General features: G+C 40.6%; 13 protein-coding genes. 2 read left to right on the top strand and 11 right to left on the bottom strand.

Annotation, left to right across the window (positions count from 1 at the left end; genetic code table 11):
• Positions 1 to 4: 4 nt before the first annotated feature.
• From DVR12_RS14280 to DVR12_RS14230, 11 genes are all read right to left on the bottom strand, one after another.
• Positions 5 to 1,075, bottom strand: coding sequence for a DUF5007 domain-containing protein (locus tag DVR12_RS14280; protein ID WP_158563273.1), 1,071 nt, complete (start codon positions 1,073 to 1,075; stop codon positions 5 to 7).
• An 8-nt stretch (positions 1,076 to 1,083) separates the two neighbouring features.
• On the bottom strand, positions 1,084 to 2,700 hold the full coding sequence (locus tag DVR12_RS14275; protein ID WP_158563272.1) for a carbohydrate-binding protein: 1,617 nt from the start codon (positions 2,698 to 2,700) through the stop codon (positions 1,084 to 1,086).
• A 28-nt stretch (positions 2,701 to 2,728) separates the two neighbouring features.
• A complete protein-coding gene (locus tag DVR12_RS14270) occupies positions 2,729 to 4,297 on the bottom strand; it encodes a RagB/SusD family nutrient uptake outer membrane protein (RefSeq protein WP_199417111.1) in 1,569 nt (522 codons plus the stop codon).
• Positions 4,298 to 4,319: 22 nt separating this feature from the next.
• Positions 4,320 to 7,352, bottom strand: a complete 3,033-nt coding sequence (locus tag DVR12_RS14265; protein ID WP_116976411.1) for a SusC/RagA family TonB-linked outer membrane protein — start codon at positions 7,350 to 7,352, stop codon at positions 4,320 to 4,322.
• 42 nt (positions 7,353 to 7,394) lie between these two features.
• On the bottom strand, positions 7,395 to 8,594 hold the full coding sequence (gene porV, locus DVR12_RS14260; protein ID WP_233522391.1) for a type IX secretion system outer membrane channel protein PorV: 1,200 nt from the start codon (positions 8,592 to 8,594) through the stop codon (positions 7,395 to 7,397).
• 26 nt (positions 8,595 to 8,620) lie between these two features.
• Positions 8,621 to 10,522 carry a chitobiase/beta-hexosaminidase C-terminal domain-containing protein gene (locus DVR12_RS14255; RefSeq protein WP_116976408.1) on the bottom strand — a complete coding sequence of 634 codons (1,902 nt, stop codon included), beginning with the start codon at positions 10,520 to 10,522 and terminating at the stop codon, positions 8,621 to 8,623.
• Positions 10,523 to 11,303: 781 nt separating this feature from the next.
• Positions 11,304 to 12,548 carry a glycoside hydrolase family 71/99-like protein gene (locus DVR12_RS14250; RefSeq protein WP_116976406.1) on the bottom strand — a complete coding sequence of 415 codons (1,245 nt, stop codon included), beginning with the start codon at positions 12,546 to 12,548 and terminating at the stop codon, positions 11,304 to 11,306.
• 152 nt (positions 12,549 to 12,700) lie between these two features.
• Positions 12,701 to 13,267 (bottom strand): cysteine hydrolase family protein, encoded by a 567-nt coding sequence (locus DVR12_RS14245; RefSeq protein ID WP_116976404.1) that lies wholly within the window; start codon positions 13,265 to 13,267, stop codon positions 12,701 to 12,703.
• Position 13,268: 1 nt separating this feature from the next.
• Positions 13,269 to 14,627 carry an MFS transporter gene (locus DVR12_RS14240; protein ID WP_116976402.1) on the bottom strand — a complete coding sequence of 453 codons (1,359 nt, stop codon included), beginning with the start codon at positions 14,625 to 14,627 and terminating at the stop codon, positions 13,269 to 13,271.
• 1 nt (position 14,628) lies between these two features.
• The gene (locus tag DVR12_RS14235; RefSeq protein WP_147323461.1) at positions 14,629 to 15,063 is read right to left on the bottom strand and encodes a MarR family winged helix-turn-helix transcriptional regulator; all 435 of its coding nucleotides are present in this window, start codon (positions 15,061 to 15,063) and stop codon (positions 14,629 to 14,631) included.
• 94 nt (positions 15,064 to 15,157) lie between these two features.
• A complete protein-coding gene (locus tag DVR12_RS14230) occupies positions 15,158 to 15,961 on the bottom strand; it encodes a class I SAM-dependent methyltransferase (protein ID WP_116976398.1) in 804 nt (267 codons plus the stop codon).
• A gap of 84 nt (positions 15,962 to 16,045) precedes the next feature.
• Here DVR12_RS14230 and DVR12_RS14225 point away from each other — a divergent pair, with 84 nt between their 5' ends.
• Positions 16,046 to 16,390: a YciI family protein gene (locus tag DVR12_RS14225; RefSeq protein ID WP_116976396.1), complete on the top strand. Its 345-nt coding sequence runs from the start codon at positions 16,046 to 16,048 to the stop codon at positions 16,388 to 16,390.
• Between the two features lie 123 nt (positions 16,391 to 16,513).
• Positions 16,514 to 19,006: a hypothetical protein gene (locus DVR12_RS14220; RefSeq protein ID WP_116976394.1), complete on the top strand. Its 2,493-nt coding sequence runs from the start codon at positions 16,514 to 16,516 to the stop codon at positions 19,004 to 19,006.
• Positions 19,007 to 19,232: the final 226 nt, after the last annotated feature.

Below are 19,232 nucleotides of genomic sequence, written 5' to 3'. Positions count from 1 at the left end.
TGGATCATTCATCTCTGAATCGTGGAGTATCACTTGCAAAGAAGAAGATCACTTCCCAATCTCCTTTCTGATATATGGCGAAGGAGAAATCCAGATATCCCCTTTGAATACTTCCACCAAATCCTTTTCTATCAAATGCAAATTCAACCTTGGTTTGTCTGCCATCTCCGGTTGTCCAGCGAGTAGGATAATTAACTACCGGTATTGGATAAGCTACATCGTAACGGATATACGTAGAGGTAGCTTTAACATTGAATCCGTGTAGCAGACTATCTAAAGGCCCGGTTCTGTTAAAATTGGCAGGATTCATTAGAAGCGAATCCTTATTTAAGAACTTAAAGGTTAAGGAACTTCCATCCCCGGTTTTCCGAAACATCACCCTAACACTATCGCTCTTGATTGGCAGCTCTGTACTATCCCCCAGCATATTGAAGACAACAGGATGGATATACTTCAATTGAGTTTTAGTGGTATCACTGCTACCCTTAATTTTTTCTTCCATTGGTTTACCTGTCAGTGGATTTACATCATCATCCGGACTATAAGGAATTCCCCATTGTGGAGTAAGGGTCAGGTCTTTGTACGTATTCGTACCACCAGAGTTGGATACTACCACATCAAATAAGTAACCTGGATCTGGTAACTGACGGAGCATTGTGCTATCTGCAGCATTCCATAAAATGAAATCACCGGATTTCTCTCTGATCTCAAAAACCTGATGGTTTTCCAATTTTCTCTTAGCATCTATCTCTGCAACAGATTTCTCATCCCCAGTGTAAGACCTGGTCCATACCCATACCGGAACCGTTTTCTCGAAGTCGTGTGTAGGTTCGCCTGTACCGCGAAGACGAACATTTACAATTTTGAACGTCAGGGGCGTTGTTGAATTATCTGTATTAAATACACGTGAATACACGGTAGTACGGCCCAAGGTTGGATTAAAAAGTACTTGAACAAATCCTGCTTTGGGGCTGATATAATCCAAATCCTCCGGCAGCCATTTTTTACAGGCACCCAGTGCTACTACCAATGTAGTAAGCAGACCGATGAAACTATATTTTTGGAATCTTGACATAACTTTCATCATTTAAATTCGCTAATCGTAAAAGACCTGATATTATAGTTGCCATTCTCCTCAAAGAATCGCATTACATGAATTCCTTTTTCCAGATGTATAGTTTGGTTAGTGGTAACATTTGTCCATGCATCCCATCCACCGGTATTAGGACAGGTCATTGAACCAGTTACATTTTGTCCATCTATTTCGAAATGGAAACGGTTATTACCATTCGGAGCATTAGGACTCGCCACTCTTGCAGTGAAGTAGTATTCTCCGGTTTTTAATACATTTATGGTATAATTCATCCACTCATTATCGTTAGTCCACCCAACGTTATAGCCACCACCTTCTTTATTTTGAGAGATATCTACCCCTTCATTAAGCCTATATTTACCGCCATTATTACTAGCGTCGGAATCATGGTATCCTACTCCTTCTCCTCCTTCGTCAAATTCTTCAACCGGTATGGTACCCGGAACCGGATAATGCTTACTTAATGGCAGGAAGCGCATAAAGCGGAGATTAAAACGAGCAAGGTCATAGCTTACTTTCAGTACGTGTTTTCCTGCGGGTAAGTCTCTCGTAATAATTTCATTTTCAACCCAGTTCTGGTCACCGCCGGTTCCTTTGATCTTAATACCACCAGTAACAGGATTATCGTCTATCTCGAGGTGAAGCGTACCACCACCTTCGGCAGCCGATCTGTTGGCAGCAGCGCGGATAGACAGTCTGTATTTTCCAGCTTCGTTGATGAATACAGTATATTTCAACCACTCGCCGGAGTTGGTCCATCCAACATCATAACCATTTTCTCCATTTCCTGAATCCTCAATATCTACCCCTTCACGTGGTCTGAATTTTCCTCCATTATTCGTAGGGTCGTTATCGTGATATGCAACGGATTCACCACCTTTGTCGAATATTTCAAACCCGATTGTACCAGGTATTGGTAACGGATAGCCATAATATGGAGAAGGCAACGTTGGATTAATACGGCCAATAAATTCATCAAAACCAAAAATGTGATTCCGGTCCATTACGTTTACCAATCCATTGGAAGTTTTGATATCAACAGCCACGGTATTACTTGTACTCCATTGGCGGATATAAATCACTCCTTTGGTATTACTGAATTCAATAACACCAGGGCCACCTTCCACATAGCCTTCCGAACGGGTACTTTTATATCTTCCATGCATCATAAAGTTGTATCTGCTATAGAAATCAATCCCATCCTGCCCCGACATGCTATCTGAAGGGATAATTCCTGGAATCAGATAGGTGGAAACCATAGAGTCTAACTGATACAATGGAGAAGTAGAGAGATATAATAACGGTCTTCCCTGGGCTTTCCGGAGGTTATTCATATTTGAAATAGCTTCCTGGAAACTTGCATTGGTAGGGGCGAATACAGTATATATACCTTCCTTCAAACTATCTGTTAATCCAACTTTATCAATAACGTATAGAAAAGAATCATAAACACCAGGTTGACTCTTCAACAGATCGTAAGTGTTACCGGCAAATTCGCGGACAATATTCTGGTGTTCATAATATCCGCTATCTTTCTTACAGCCAGCATACAAGAACAGTATTATCATTACTGCTACCCCACTTAATCGAAAGAGCATCTTTTTCATGAGAAATAATTTGTTCATTTATGATTGGTTATCTGTTTAGCCAGTAAGGCTGTTGTGAGATTAATTTATTCTGAGACAGTACATCATCAGCTATTGGCCAGTATATTCCGCCCTCCCTGATAAGTTTGAGGAAAGCCGCGTCATCATACTTCAGTTTATGATACCTGATCAGATCAAACCATCTCCACCCCTCTCCCATAAGCTCTTTACGACGTTCTTTGAAAATGGCGTCGATCAGATTACCTTCAAGAGTTGCGTTATATCGACTCAATTTTCTCAAGTCACGGATCTGATTTAATTGTTCAATGGAGCCGGACTGATTACCCAGCACTGCCAGTGCTTCAGCTCTCAACAAAATCAGCTCTTCAACCCTTGTAAAAATGATAGCACTTCCATATATGCGGAAGTCAGGATCCACAGCCCCTCCATCCTGTAATACTTTAATTTTAGAAAAGACAGGAATATGACTGTTGAAGTTTGTAAAGTATCTGTCGGTAGTTGGAGCACCTGTAATACTATCCAGCGCGAAACGCTCATCTGTCAGCTGATCAAATAATCCTAACACTGTATCTTTAGGTACATAGATTTCAGGAAGGTTTTTAGAAACCAGTGGAGCAGCTAATGTTAAGGCTTCAATATGGCCGGAATAGGAAGCCTCACCGTTAGTATATTCGGCGTTCAGATTCCAGATTGGAATGGGTTTATCATTCCTGTTTGAATGCCCGGTAAAGATGCCATCTGAGCTAGTAAGGTCTTCTGTTTTCAGAACGTTATGAGGCACTTTACCGGCATTATCCAATACGAATCTTGTATACGCTTCTACCATTGAATATTTAGCCTGCCATGCGGCAACGTGTGCCATTACTGCATAAACACCCAGTTTTTTAATCAACACATAATTCCATTTATCGCCACCTGCATTGTAATAGAGCCCCTGTTGCAGCGGATCATCATTGCTATATTTATAGGGAAGTCTATCTGCAGCAGCCTGCAATTCCTGTTCTATAAAAGCAAGTACTTTTTGCTGGGTTTCTCTGGGTTTGTTGGCAAATTCGCCATCATGAGAAGCCGTAATCAATGGTACATCTCCCCAAAGCCTAACCAGCCAGAAATAAGAGAAAGCACGTAAAAATCGAACCTGTGCCATATCCACATTCATGTTCTGTTCACTATACTTAGGATCTCTTGCTTTTACATCTCCTACATGCTCCAGGAATAAATTTGCAGCATTAATAACTGCATAGAATCTACGCCAGTTAGAAAGATCTTTCAGAAGATCCATTGGTGCATGCAGGTTATTCTTAACAATAGCTTCCAGATCTTGTCTGTTTACTGAGGCAAAATCACCATTTCTCAATTCACCATACATCCAGTAGGCATTGTTATTTGCCAGTGCAGCACGCATTAATCCATACACTCCGATCAGGGCAGACCTGGTATCTTCATGCGAATTCCACATATTTGATTCTGCAACAGTATGGTTAGATTCTATATCTAACAGTTTCTTACATCCTGCAAGGGGCAGGCAACATAAGAGCATCAGTGTGCACCATTTCGTTACTCTGCTACTGCTGATTGAAGGAGTTATATTCTTCATCCGAATTTATTTTTGCAGTACTTTAAAAATCCATTTTTACTCCAAGTGTGTATGTCTTGGCATTTGGTAAACCATATCCGTTATCTACTCCATTGAAGTAAACCAATTCAGGATCACGACCGCTATAAGGAGTAATGGTGAACAGATTGCTTGCCGTACCATAAACGGTAAGTCCGTGTATTGGAGAACGTTTGCTCCAGCCACGCAGCTTTGTCAGGTCATATTGCAGGGAAACATTTCTCAGCTTGAGATAAGAGCCATTTTCCAAAAACAGATCCTGGTCTACTCTGTAAGGCACTACCTTGCTCCATGGATCATAAAGCGGATAACGATTGTAATCCCCAACTTTTTGCCAGAAGGTTATTTCCTTAATGGCCTCCATTGAGATCTGTCCTTCATGGTTAACAAAATCGAGTCTGTTTGCCATATCCTGATTGAGGATTTGTCTTCCCAGTGCGAAGTAGAAAGAGAAACTAAAAGTAAAATTGTGATAGGTCAGATTACTACCAAATCCGCCACTGATAGTAGGGAGGTAATGACCTTTCATTACTTTATCATCATCGGTTATACTATAGTCGCCATTTGTATCCTTCCAGATAGGATCACCTGCTGAAATAGGCATGCTTTTATAGTTCAGTCGTCGCTGTGTTTTAGGATCAACCGGTATATCTTTTTCTCTGTTATAAATACCATGATTTTCTAAAAGCCAGAATTGGTCAATAGCTTTACCAACCATAAGCTTACGTGCATTAACACCACTTCCTACTACCATTTCCTGTACTCCACCCGGCAATGCCAACAGGGTATTCTGATTGTAATTTAAATTGGCATAAGGTATCCATTGCAGAGCACTGGCAGATGAAAGTGCATTTACCTGTATGCTTACATCAATACCTCTGTTCCTCACCTTCAATCCATTTTTGTAGAATGAAGTATAACCATATTCATAACCACCGGGAATATTTAAGAGCATATTGTTATCGATCTTATTATAGAAGTCGAAAGCCAGATTAACGCGATGATTTAACAAAGCAGCATCCAACCCGAGATCCAGTTGATCAGAATAAGGCCATTTTATGCCTGTACCAATGTAGCCGGTACTATAAGGTCTGGAAATTGCCGGTAAGGCATTATAGCTATACAAATACGTATTGTTGCTGTAGAAAAGGTCGGAAGTATATTGAGGACCTTCACCAAATTTATCGTCCGTAAATAACCTGGCAATTCTTCCCCAACTTGCATGAAGTCTTAGATCACTTAACCAGTTGATATCTGGCTGCAACGCATTTTTAAGATTATAACCCAGTGAGAAAGTTGGTGAAGTATACCACCAATTATCCGGTTGGGCGCTGGATGATCCATCGGTTCTCAGTAATACGGAGAAATCGAGATACTTATCGAATTTGTAAGCTGCACGTCCATAAAACGATAGTAAACGGTGACGTTGTTTATCCAGGAACATAGAGGTAACAGCAAACTTGTAAGCTACCGGATTTAAATAGTTACCCTGATTCGGATCAGAATAAACAAGGTTTAGCTTTATCTGATCATTAGGACCATTATAGGCATAACTGTAGTTATAGCGATTGTAGTCTGATTCAAATATCTGACCGGCTTCAAGAGATAATTCGTGCCTGTTATTGAAGAGGTGATGAAAATTAAGTGAATTACTAATTCCTACTCTTTGGTTATAACCAAAGTAGTTTGAAACGTAGTTTACTGTTTCCATGATAGTTCCAGGGTAGAAGAGATCTCTTGTACCTTCATTATAATCGGCATATAAGCTGGAGGTGAAATTCCAGTCTTTGGAGAATTGGGCTTTTAATCTAAAAAAGCCATTCAGCACATTCACACGATTATTATCGAAGCTCTGGTTGAACTCATTCAGGTATGCGGCGTATGCTGCCTTATTTGGAGCCAGTGGGGAAGTAAGATCAGGCAAATATTGTACTTCATCAAATCTATCCCTCAAAGAACGGTTACGCCGGCGTTCGAGCCTGGTAGCATTAATCATGGTCGACATCGTAAGCCAGGGAACAGGCACCATGTTAATTTCAAACATAGCATTATACCTGTCTAACCTGGTATTGTCGCCCGGATTTTGCGTCTGTTCATTTCCTGCAGCAAATCGAAAGTTGGCCAGTTCAGTACCACTCGACAAACTTGCATTGACACCACGGGTAATTTTATTCTTATAATACAGATCAGACCAGTTAGCAGGACCATAATATGCAGCATTTGCGGAATCTCTCAGGTACATTGGATAAGTAAGGATTCCCTCCAGGGCAGCATACCGATCATAATACGGCTGTCTGAAATTATTTTCGTATTGGGCATTGGTAGTAAAAATATGCGGCTTTTGAGCAACGCCCATCCAGCTGTTAAAAGCAATTTTTCTACCTCCGATAACCGGGGCTTTTGTTTTAATGGAAATAACACCCCCATTAACAGCTCTCGGGCCATAGATAGCAGCATCAGCATAATCCTTCAGCACTTCAATAGAAGCAATGTTATTAGGATCAATTGCTGCGAGTAAATTAGTATTAGGACCAATACGATTGAAATCATATTGCTTGATATCATAGGCAAATGGATGGTCCATAATTAGTGGAATACCATCGAGCACCACCAGTGGTTGTGCATCATTTACATCTTTGTGTGACAACATAGGGATGGCGGTTCCTCTGATCAGCATACCCATTTCGGTTCCCGGTTCACCACTGGGTTCCTGGATATAAAGACCGGATACCTCGCCTTTTACCATTTGTTGTAAAGAGGAAAAGGGATAAATAGCTGCTTTTTGCAGATCTATGCTTTGTTTTCTGAATACAGTCAGTTTATATTGATTGGTATCCACAGGTATATTTGCCTTACGGATACTGTCTTGCTTTGCCCTACCGGTCAATGGCTTCACTGTTGAATCTTGCATCCCCTGAAAGGTTCCGGATATTGACACATCAACTTTCATTAACGCGCTTTTAGGAGAAGCCGAAGCAGTGCCAACCGCACACCCTATCAGAAAGCCTAACATGCAACGTTGCACGATGAAATGCATATAGAAATATTTTGTGTATGAGAAATAATTATACAGCCTGCTTTACCAGGTTACATTAACAGAAACTCTTAATGTATTGGCTAGCGGATGAAGCGGATCTCCACCTGCCGGAATCATATATGAAAAGTCTAATCCGGCTATCTTATACTTAAGCCCAAATCCGGCTGTCAGGTATTTTCTGTTGCCTTTCGTTTTATGTTCGTTGTAATACCCTGCACGAATTGCGAGCAGATCTCCATACTTATATTCCGCACCAGTAGAGTACATTAGTTCATGTAACTCTTCTTTAAACCCACCGGGAGCATCACCAAAAGAACCAAATACACCGCTCAATAAACCTTTTTGCCTGTAGTCTGGAATCCCGTCTTTATTATTATCTACAGTATCCGGAGTTGGAGCCAATAGTTTGTTTATATCGATAGTAAGCCCCAGGGAATTCTTTTCATCGAACTGATAAGTGTAACCAGCGCCGATGCCCAAATTGGCAGGCAGAAAGTATTTATCGTGCGACTCTTTACTATAAGATATTTTAGTTCCTATATTGGAAATTACAGCACCGAACCTCCAGGTTCCCTGCTGATCTGCATCATATTCCTGGGTAGAGGTATAAGCAATGCTTATATCGCCGGCAAAGGCATTTCCCGGCCTGTAGCTTCCAGAGCCTCCGGGCTTAGCACCAGTTGCAAGCTTGGAATGTATATATCTGAAACCAACCCCTATTCCCCAATTGTCTGTGAGTTTACGGGCATAACCAGCTTCCAGTGAGAATTCTCCCGGCTTCACAGTTCCCTGATCCTGGCCCTGAAAATCCTGTAACTGAATACTACCCATATTGAAATAGCGGAAGCCTGCACCAATTACCTGAGTTTCATCCAATCTTTTAAAAGCAGAAAGATTTGCCAAATACACATCACTGGCCATAGATCTTAGCCATGGAGTAAAATTGGCAGCAACTCCTCTCTCTTCCTTTATAAAAGCAAGTGCCGACAGGTTATGGAAAACAGTATTTGCATCGGGCGATAAGGCAATGCCAGCATCTCCCAATGCCGCACTGCGGGCATCAGGTGCAATCCTTAAGAAAGGAACTGCTGTACTGATTGCATTGGTACGCCCATCGGTATTCCCATACATTATCTGCGCTGTTCCTGACCGAGCTATTAGTAACAGAGAAATACAAACTATTCCCCTTACTATTGGTTGATAAAAACCTGCATACATCATTTCAAAAATTTTAGAAATCATGACTCTCTGACATTAAATCTCTGAGCCTATCTGGCAACAATCATTTTTCCTTTAGCAATAGAATTTCCTGATTCTACTTTTACATAGTAAATACCCTCTGCCAGTGTACTGGTATTAAACTGATAATATGTATAACCACCCTGCACTACTGAAGTATTTACTACAGTTCCCTTACTATCAGTAACAACTACACGAAATCCTGTCTTTGTTGTAATCATTCCCGTCCAGCTAATGCGTACTACATTAGAAGCAGGATTTGGAGTGATTGAAAGCTTAGGAATTGGCAGATTGGTGTTGATTAAAGAAGTATCTCTGGCTTCCTCACTGATAATATATTTACCAGTAGCTATGGCAGATGGCTTCATTCCGGCTTTATATGCAATGGCATTAATAACGACACTATCTTTCACTGAAATCAGCATATAGAATACCTGTGAATTTTCGTCGGGAGTGGAGCCATCAAGGGTATAATGAATAGAAGCATCCTTTGTATCGGTATACAAACCCACTTGTTTAACCCCTGTATAAGTACCAGGAGCAACACTAAATTTTGGAGTACTTACTGTAGCATCATTTCCTATTATATAAGTAGCTTGTGTAGCTTTCGAATCTGTAAGTCCATCCAGTGTAGCATAAGCTTTCAATGTAGTACTGCTATTAATTTTCACAGGAGTAGAATACACCGGTGAATTGGAGTTCAGTACTTTATCATCAAACGCATAATAAATAGTTGCACCAGGCGTAGCAGAAGTAATAGTAACTTCCTGTGCACTATTATAGGAACCAGCAGCAAGGCTGAATACAGGATCCTTTACTCCTTCAGGCAATATGGTATAAGTGCCTGCCACCACCTGAGAAGGGGAACGACCTTCCTTAACGGCAAACACTTTAATTCTGGTAGTAGTATCGAGATGTAACTTACCAGTATAAAGAGTTGATGAAGTGGTAGGAGTACTACCATCGGTGGTATAGTAAAGGGTGGAACCAGGAACATTGACACTGATATCCAGATCTACCGATCCGGTATAGAGCCCCGCAGACGGAACGAAAACAGGCTTTGGCAAAGCCGGAGGCATTACAGTTATGGTAGATGTTGAAACCTCAGACACAAACATGCCTTCTTTATATGTACTGGCTTTGATTACAAAAGTATATGGAGCGGTAGTTGATACAGTAAGTTTCCCACTGGGGTCATATACTGGCGAATTTATTGTTGGGATGGTTCCATCTAAAGTGTAATGTATTACACCGCCCTCAGTATTAGTGGAGAATTTAATTTCAACTTCCCCTTCAAACAATCCCTTATCAGGAGTGATCTTTGGTCTTGCAGCTTCAGGAGGTTGCATGGCATATAAATAATTAGCCAATACCTGTTGCTGTGGCAAGCCAGGAGCCTGCCATTTAAAATACATGATATTTGCACCACCTGTATTTTCAAAATACTCAATTTCTATAGGATAGAGTTTTCCTGCTTCCAGATCAACCGTACCAGAAAAATCATGACAACAATTTCCATTATTGTCCATAATTACTTTTCCCTTATCTGCACTTCTGTTTGCAAAATCCTTAATACTGAATTTCAGGCCATCATCGGCATTCGAATTAAACGTATATGTTCCCGTAACAGGAGCTTTGAGCATTCCAATCCAACGAATTGAAAAATAATCATCACTCAGGCCATAACCAGGATTTCCATTGCCCCAGTTAACAGAAAAGGTAGTATCATAAACACCTCCTTGTTTCAGTGTGGTAAAATGATTATTATCATTTTTATCCTGATAATAATAACCAATTAAGCCCCGCACTGTATCGGCAGGTGGCGCCGGAGCATATTTTAATACGCTCGTTGCCGATGGCCTTACTTTAGCATATGCCATGCAAACCAGCAGGCACAAAAGCATAAACAACGCACATTTAAATTGTTTCATATTCAATGAAGAATTTTTAATTCAGAAATCATACAACACATACAACTTTTATTAGCATTCCTAACAAATAAAATGACATGCGATATCCCGCACCTATCGGATAGGTGAAAAAAAACAGACAAAAAGCTCCCTGAAAGGCATTAATGTCCTTTCAGTACTGATAAATGCTTTTATCAGTGCAGTGAAATGCTAAGAGAAATTCATTTTAGTATTTGGCTATTAGGCATGAGAATGCCACTTCCTCTTTAATGGATCAATTTTAGTTGATAAAATATTGCTCTACGCCAAACTTATATTACCGGATAGGGGTATCCGTAAATAATGCCGCCAGCACAGGAATAAAAAGGGGTATAGGAATAACCACCTCAGTATATCCTGAGCAAATAAAATGAAATACAAATAGCTGATTTGTTCAACAGTCATTCATGGAGAGTTCTACTGTAAATATTTCCGGGATTCTTGCATATTGCAGCATGGTAGGAAACTGCAAAGCATTAACATAATGTGGAACCTGAGGAAAACTTGTACAATTGAACCTGAGTAATGAGCGCAACAAATGCCTAAAACGTGGAATCGTGGAATTTTTCTGTCGTCAAAAGTAATATTATATCATAGTCTTAAATAACAGCTTTTAATTTTTTTTACTAAGTGAATGCTAAAACGTTTTAACAATACTAAAGTACGATGTGTTATTTAAATTCCAAAGTTTTTATAAAAAAATTTTGATCATGAAAAAAGAAGTGCGTATAGTCTGTAACGTGACTATACGCGACCAAATGCATTATTTCCGCAGCGGTATATTCTCATCAAATTCTTTCTTACCATGAAACCATTTCGCAGCCTGACCCGTTAACCATAAATAATAATCGCTGCCCAAATCATCATCAATACCAACAAAACCAACTTCTCCATTCAATGGCAGATTTGAAACCGTAGCACATTTAAATATTGCAGTACCTTCATTAACTTCATCAAACATTGCTACATACAACATTTCAGCTCCTGCTTTCTTAGCTGCCGCAATCTGTTGCCAGTAAAATGCACCCCTCTCCCTTGCTGTACTATTGGCACGTGGACCATTCATGTTCTTCCAGGAAAATCCGGGAAATGCTAATGGTGCATAATCTACTCCGGCTGCTTTACACCAGGCTACATCAGCTGCTAACAGACCTTTAAACTGGTTATAACTACCCCCGTTATATCTGCCAACAAACCATGGCATTAGTATATCCGACTGTTTAATCAGTTCATGCAAAACGGGATCACTAACTGCATCCTGCCTCAATTCCCTCCAATATGTTGGAACTCCTAACATTACACTAAATCCTTTTTCCTTCAAAGCCTTTACTATTGTTTCTGCTTCTTTTAATCCATATGCCCTATGATCATTAAACCCAACTCCCCAGACTACTACCAGGGGTTTATTATTATGATGCAAATATGTTGGCACTTTACTTCCCTTTAACAATCCATATTCGGCATCCAGCTCGTCAATATCCTTAAGCAAGGTTTGCTCTTCCCCTGGTCTCATTCCACTTAAATCATACATAACACAGATAGCGCGATCATATTTTATTGCCGCTTTCATTGCATGTTGTAATACTGTATTAAAGTGACGTTTACCACTTGGATTTCTGATCTCCGCAATAAATCGTTGCATAAATACTCCATCCAATCCGTATTCCTTCATCCATTTAAAATGCAGGTTTACAGTGCTTTCGTCATTTGCGCTAAACACAGATGCGGGCTTTCCATCGGCATAGCTAAATGCTGTCTGATAGGTTTTGGAATATTCTCTTACATCTGGCCAGAAGTCGATTTCACAGGAACCCGGAGCAAAAGTTCCTCTTCGCTGATAATGATACCATCCTCTGCCGGCACTATCGCCCGGCGCATTAAACCAGCCCTGATAACCAGCCATCACTAACCCTTTATAAGATGGGTATCGATACTTGTTTTGAGCTAAAGATGTACCTGAAAAAAATGTAACTAAAAGTAAGGTGATTACTAAATACCTGATTGCCATTTTAACTTTTTTTTGAACTATGAGTCGTGGAACTAATAAGCGTTATGCAACGCAACCGGGGAATAAAGATATAGGTTTGGCAATACGTGTAGGCGTAATTGTGAGCAACGGCAAAAAGCAGGCAGCGAAATGCTACCTGCCATCTGTAAAAGTTATAAAGATAAAATCCAGTCTTTGGTACTTGTTACTTTTGCCTGTTTTGGAAAGATGCGGTTCACTAAAAACTCATGTATATCCGTGTCTCTGTCGCCACATGCATCTGCAATAACAACCATGTTATAATCTTTATCAAATGCCTCTCTCACTGTACTTAAAACAATTCCGCTGGTACTGAGTCCGGTTAGTACCAGTTGTTTAATACCTTTACTCCTGAGAATAATATCCAAACCACTGCCAGCAAATGCGCTGAATCTTTTCTTACTTACAACTATATCACCTGGTTGCGGAGCGATGGAGGGATGAAAATCAGCAGTTGGCGTTCCTTCAACAAACGCACCTGATTTTGAGATCATCCCAAATGTTTCATTAGCCGGATTAATTTCAGGGTATCCTGGTCTGAACGCTAATCTCACATATATTACCGGAATATCAGACTTCCTTGCTGCTGCAATTAATTGCTGAAGGTTCTCCAATAAAGCAGGTGCATCTTTATAGGTTTCAATCATTGGTTGTTGTATATCCATTATCAACAACGCCGTACCTTGATGAATTGTAGACATATTATTTAGTTTGTTTGTTTTTAAGAATTGGAATTAATAACAGTATAATTACCATAGCTGCTATTAAAGAATAGATGGCTAATTGGTGCAAGCCAACATCTGTTGCGCCGGCTTTAAACTCATGTTTCAACCTTGATCCAGCGATAATTGCACCGAAATATCCTACTGTTCTGAAAAGACCAAAAGAGATACCCACCTGATCCAATGGTGCTGCTGCATATAAGGTAGCCTGGTTCGCTATTGTCATCACTCCAATAGCTATCCCAATCAGAACAGAGGTAATTAATGCAATCCAAAGAGAAGCCTGTGCATTGATCAGAAATAAACCACTGGTTGCAAAGGCAATACTAGCCGTTCCGATAATGAGTAATTGCTTATAATTTCGATTTTTAGATGCCAGTAGGCTGGTGACCATAGCCGCCAGGGATAGTGGTAACATCATTAAACCTACTTTAGATGGATTGATGTGTTTAGTTTGTTCGAGCCATTGGGGTAATCCGTAGAGTGTCAGATACATGACGAAGGTAAGAGCTACCTGCCTTAGAAAGGTTGTACTCAGTAGTTGATTCATTACCAGCAACCGCACATTTATAAATGGATTGGTATGTCTTAACTCTATTCTTATGAAATAAAATAATAGTATAACAAGCGCTGGAATCACCAACCATAATTTAACCGGATAGAGTAAGGTCAATAAAAATGAAATCAGTAATACAGTAAATACAATTACTCCTTTTATATCTAAATCACTTAATGTAGTATTATGCAAAATTTCACCAGCCACATTTCTTTTATTCTCCACTACCAGCAGTAGCATGGCCAATAATACTACCGGGATATTTACCCAAAAGATTCCGATCCAACCATAATGCTCTGTTAAAATACCTCCCAGAAAAGGACCAAACACTAAAGAAACCTGTGAAGCTATTGCTATCACACCTAAAATGACTCCCGGTACTTCTTCATTCTCCTGTGCATATCGTTGTCGTATCAACGTCATAGCAGAAGGGTAAGCGGCGGATGAACCTAGCCCCAATAAAATGCGGGAGACGATCAACCAATTAAAATTTCTAGCAGAAATTCCAATAAGTGCAGAAATTAATATGAGTATGAACCCGGCATAATTCACTTTTCTTGCACTATATATATCGGCTAGTCGCCCCATCAAAGGCTGCCCGATTGCCGATGTAAGATATAGCGGCACAATTAACAAGGCACCTGAACCAACGTCTTTACCAAAGGCAGCACATACGGTAACAATAGCAGTAGCAAGCATGGTGGAGTTCAAAGGATTAAGCATATTGCCTATTACCAATGGCGCCATAAACCATACCGTACCACTTCGTTTGCCTTCAGTCATTTTATAAATCTGTTAATGTTGTCAGATAGGTCAACGCTTCTTTCATTACTTTTTTCTGTGCAGGAGTAAAGCGTTCTGATATCGTTTCTGCCAGCCACGCTTCACGGGCTTCCCTGCTTTCCAATACTATCCTTTTCCCTTTGGCCGTTAATGAAACAATCGTTTTTCTTTTATCTTCTGATGCACTATTTCTTGTGATATATCCCAGTCCTTCCAACCTTTTTAATATCTGTGACAGGAATTGGGAAGAGAGATTGAGCTGTGCCCCGATTTCAGATGGATAAAGTGTTTCATGGGTCATCAGCATACTTAATACATTTCCTTCTGCAATAGATAATGCATCAGGAATATTAGCCTGCTTACGTAATCTTCTACCCAATAAAGTAATTAAATGCCGCAAGGCTTGTGCTATTTCCTGATCCTCTTTCGAAATCATTTTATCAAAGTTATTTTGCAAAGTTACTTTGGTAATTTCAAATAAAAAAATTGCTGCCAAAAAAACCTTGACAGCAATTTTAATTAGTTGGTAATCAGTTGAATTGTCCTCTTACTTCTTTTAAATGTAACACAACCCGTTGCCCTTTTTCTATCAACCATTTATCGTACTCTGCTATAGCCTGCAACCGTAATGCTTCCGTTATAAATCCTGCCTCAACTACCTGCGGACCGCGCAAGGCTGCAACCTTTGACCAGATCCCTGCTTTATCAGTAAAATTAGCCGATGATCGCTCATACACTTCGTTGGATGGGAATACTTCAACATTGGATAATCCTATTTCATGAAAAATTTCCGGCAAATGATCGGCAATGGCATTATCCATACCTGCATCTTTTCGCCACTCAAGAAAAGCCGAGTAGAAAAGCTGCATACTTTCAGGAACATCAGGTTCCCATTCCATCTCCTCATGATTATAGTCGAGAATCGAAATACTTCCACCGGGCTTCAACCATTTCAAAAAATGTTTTAAAGCTACAGCCGGATTATTTAGCCATTGTAGCACCCTGGCTGATACCAGTAAATCGAATTGCTTTGCTGGTTGAAAGGTAAAGAGATCTGTCTCCAATAGTGTCAGATTAGGAATATCTGCAAAATCTTCTTTGCCCTTTGCAATTAAATGCGCACTATTATCGATACCAGTAACAGTACCATTCTCTCCTACTTTCTCTGCAATTCCAGCCGATATGGCGCCTGTACCACAGCCAATATCCAATACGTGCATACCTGTTTGAATAAACGGAACAAGTGTGGGGTAACTATTTGTCAGGGTTCTGCTATCAAGCACCGCATTTGTACCAGTTGGCATCTTAGCTCTTTCATATGCTTTTTGGGTCATTATTTCTTATTTTTGAATAAGATAGAATTAATATTTTTATAGTCCTACACTCCCCAATATTTCTTCATCTTCAATCATAAAAAAATGGACGAGTTTATTTTGCTTTTCAGGCATCAGGATGGTAACAAAATTGCTTCCCCGGAACAAATTCAGCATTGGATGCAGCAAACTAAGGAATGGGTAGATGGTATTGTAGCACAGAATAAATTTGTTGGAAGCAATGGTATATTATTCGACGACAGTAAGGTGGTCAGGCATAACGGTGTAGTAACTGATGGCCCTTTTGGAGACACCAATGAAACTATTGGAGGCTACGTTATTGTAAAAGCCGATTCAATTGCTGAAGCTGTAAGCTTTGCCAAAGGATGCCCCGTTTTACAGGGCGAAGCCAATACAGTAGAAGTAAGGCGATTAGCAAAATCTAAATGATTACTTTTATAACTCACTAACTTACAAATACTTATATTATAACCTCAAGGTAGATTGACTAAACAATTGGCTCATCAGAATGTTAAATAAATAACATTTTAGCCACTAGTCAATCAACAGCTCATGTTACATCATTTTTTCCGAGCCTTCTTATTATGTTGTTTAGCACTTTCTGTTAATGCACAACAAAAAACATGGCCCAAAGAAATACCTGTTTCCGGTGGAGGAAAAATCACTATCTATCAGCCCCAGGGAGAAAAACTGGAAGGGAATCGTCTCTCTCTGAGAGCAGCGGTTTCTGTGCGTCAGACTTCTAAAAGCGAACCCGTCTTCGGCGTTATATGGGCAGATGCATTGATAGAAACTGACAAGGTTGATAGAACCGCTACGCTTGAAACACTTAAGATAACCCGAATCAAAATTCCGGATATCACAGACAACAATAAATTAGCTCAGTTTTCTCAATTACTGGAAACTGAATTTCCCAAATGGAACCTTACCATGTCGCTGGATCAGCTGCTTACCTCTATTAAAGCAGAGCAACAAATCCGCGATGATAACCTGAATAATAATCCACCTGAAATTATTTATCGAACCAGACCTGCTATGCTGGTAGTACTGGATGGAGAACCCAAAGTTGAAATGGATAAAGATTTACAGATGGAGAGAGTGGTGAACTCACCCAACCTGATCATCAAAAATCCAAACGACAAACAATACTACCTGTATGGGGGCGACTTCTGGTATTCATCCAACAGTATTACCTCCGGATATCGTGTGGTAAAGAACTTACCTGCTAATATCCGGTCTGTTGATCAGCAACTTAAGGAAAAAGAAAAGGAAAATAATGACCAGGAACGTAAGCTCACCAATCCAACCCCCATGGAAATTATTGTGCGTACACAACCTGCAGAATTGATTCAGACCGACGGACAACCGACGTATAAAAACATCCAGGGAACATCCCTGCTGTTTGCAGATAATACATTGGATGATATATTCAAGGATATTACTGACCAGAAAACATATGTACTCTTAGCAGGAAGATGGTATAGTGCACCTTCCCTCGAAGGAAAGTGGACTTATGTGCCTAGCGATAAATTACCTGCCGATTTTGCCAAGATCCCGGATGGTTCGGATAAGGATGGAGTACTTGCCAATGTTGCCGGTACTTCTGCGGCCGAAGAAGCTGTTGCAGATGCACAAATCCCACAAACCGCCAGAGTTGAAAGAACCGCCACCACTAATGTTACGTATGATGGCGCTCCGCAATTTACAGGGATCGAAAATGCCGGGCTTTCCTTTGCCGAAAACAGTAACATCACTGTTTTAAAATCAGGCGATCTTTACTATGCTGTAGATAACGGTGTCTGGTACGTTAGTAACAGCCCTAACGGCCCCTGGAGCGTTAGCACAGAAAGGCCACCGGGAGTTGATAATATTCCTCCTACCAGTCCGGTTTACAATACCAAATACGTGTACATCTATGATGTAACTCCGCAGTATATCTATACAGGTTATACACCGGGATACCTCAATTCCTATATTTACGGCCCTACAGTTGTGTGGGGTACCGGCTGGAGATACAGACCATGGTTTGGACACTACTTCTATCCACGTCCTTTAACGTGGGGTTTTGGAGTTAGTTACAACCCGTGGACCGGTTGGAATCTGGGCTTTAACTGGACCTTCAACTTTGGGTGGAGCAATTTTTACTATTACTCAGGTGGATTTTACGGAGGATGGTTTGGACCTCCTCTCTATCGTCCACCGTACAGACCATGGGGCTTTAATGGTGGCTACTATGGCAGACCGCGCCCCCCTCATTGGAACAATAACAGGCCAAACATTAATGTAAACAGGCCTATTAACCAGACGAGACCCAATCGCTTGCCTCCGGGGGCAACAAATAATCTGTATAGAGATCGCCAGAATATTCAGCCTCAAACAAGGCCTAACAGGTTGCCTCCCGGAACTAATCCTTCATTGCCTAACCGTGGTAATAACAATACTACATTCCCTAACAGGGGGGATAATAACAGATTACCTAACAGAGGTGATAACAACAGGTTGCCTAACAGAGGTGATAACAACAGGTTGCCTAACAGAGGTGATAACAACAGATTGCCGGGTGGTAATAATCCTTCATTGCCTAACAGGGGTGATAATAACAGGCCTGGTGGCAATAATCCTTCATTGCCTAACAGGGGCGATAACAACAGGTTGCCGGGTGGTAATAATCCTTCACTCCCTAACAGGGGTGATAACAACAGGTTGCCGGGTGGCAATAATAATTTACCACAGCCCAACAGGCCTAATGCCAGACCTTCAAGGGGGCAGAATAATATCATATCTGATGGGGATGGAAATATTTACAGAAGGAATCAGGGTTCCTGGCAACAACGGCAGAATAACAGATGGCAGCCTGCAGCTCCTCAGCAGCAGCAAAATATGAATCGCATTCAAATGCAACGTGATCGCGGTGGTATGAGAGATCAGAATTTTAGCAGGCCACCTCAAATGCAAAGACCATCAGGTGGCGGAGGTGCAAGACCATCAGGTGGCGGGGGCGCCCGACCTTCCGGAGGCGGCAGACCTTCAAGGGGAGGTAGATAAAAATCAATTACTTATAACAATTAAAATAATCGAAGCGAGTGGAAACATTCGCTTCGATTTTTATTTTATATCAATAGGTTGCTAAAGTTTTCCGGTAAAAAGTTTTTTAGTGTCAATATGACAATTGTAAAAATAATTACTACATTTGTTTACGATGCAATCGATAGTATTATTACTCGTTATGAATATTATCAACCAAAAAAAACTATTCAGCGCCTTTGGGCGA

It is taken from the genome of Chitinophaga silvatica (assembly GCF_003419895.1).
Taxonomy (GTDB): domain Bacteria; phylum Bacteroidota; class Bacteroidia; order Chitinophagales; family Chitinophagaceae; genus Chitinophaga; species Chitinophaga silvatica.
This window is presented reverse-complemented; position numbering and strand designations above follow the sequence as displayed.

What these genes read in the sequence shown, in the direction of transcription:
- DVR12_RS14230 (WP_116976398.1), bottom strand. Translation starts at nt 15,961, where the DNA reads ATGACCCAAAAAGCATATGAAAGAGCTAAGATGCCAACTGGTACAAAT.
- DVR12_RS14270 (WP_199417111.1), bottom strand. Translation starts at nt 4,297, where the DNA reads ATGAAGAATATAACTCCTTCAATCAGCAGTAGCAGAGTAACGAAATGG.
- DVR12_RS14220 (WP_116976394.1), top strand. Translation starts at nt 16,514, where the DNA reads ATGTTACATCATTTTTTCCGAGCCTTCTTATTATGTTGTTTAGCACTT.
- DVR12_RS14245 (WP_116976404.1), bottom strand. Translation starts at nt 13,267, where the DNA reads ATGTCTACAATTCATCAAGGTACGGCGTTGTTGATAATGGATATACAA.
- DVR12_RS14255 (WP_116976408.1), bottom strand. Translation starts at nt 10,522, where the DNA reads ATGAAACAATTTAAATGTGCGTTGTTTATGCTTTTGTGCCTGCTGGTT.
- DVR12_RS14240 (WP_116976402.1), bottom strand. Translation starts at nt 14,627, where the DNA reads ATGACTGAAGGCAAACGAAGTGGTACGGTATGGTTTATGGCGCCATTG.
- DVR12_RS14235 (WP_147323461.1), bottom strand. Translation starts at nt 15,063, where the DNA reads ATGATTTCGAAAGAGGATCAGGAAATAGCACAAGCCTTGCGGCATTTA.
- DVR12_RS14225 (WP_116976396.1), top strand. Translation starts at nt 16,046, where the DNA reads ATGGACGAGTTTATTTTGCTTTTCAGGCATCAGGATGGTAACAAAATT.
- DVR12_RS14275 (WP_158563272.1), bottom strand. Translation starts at nt 2,700, where the DNA reads ATGAAAAAGATGCTCTTTCGATTAAGTGGGGTAGCAGTAATGATAATA.
- DVR12_RS14265 (WP_116976411.1), bottom strand. Translation starts at nt 7,352, where the DNA reads ATGCATTTCATCGTGCAACGTTGCATGTTAGGCTTTCTGATAGGGTGT.
- porV (WP_233522391.1), bottom strand. Translation starts at nt 8,594, where the DNA reads ATGATTTCTAAAATTTTTGAAATGATGTATGCAGGTTTTTATCAACCA.
- DVR12_RS14280 (WP_158563273.1), bottom strand. Translation starts at nt 1,075, where the DNA reads ATGTCAAGATTCCAAAAATATAGTTTCATCGGTCTGCTTACTACATTG.
- DVR12_RS14250 (WP_116976406.1), bottom strand. Translation starts at nt 12,548, where the DNA reads ATGGCAATCAGGTATTTAGTAATCACCTTACTTTTAGTTACATTTTTT.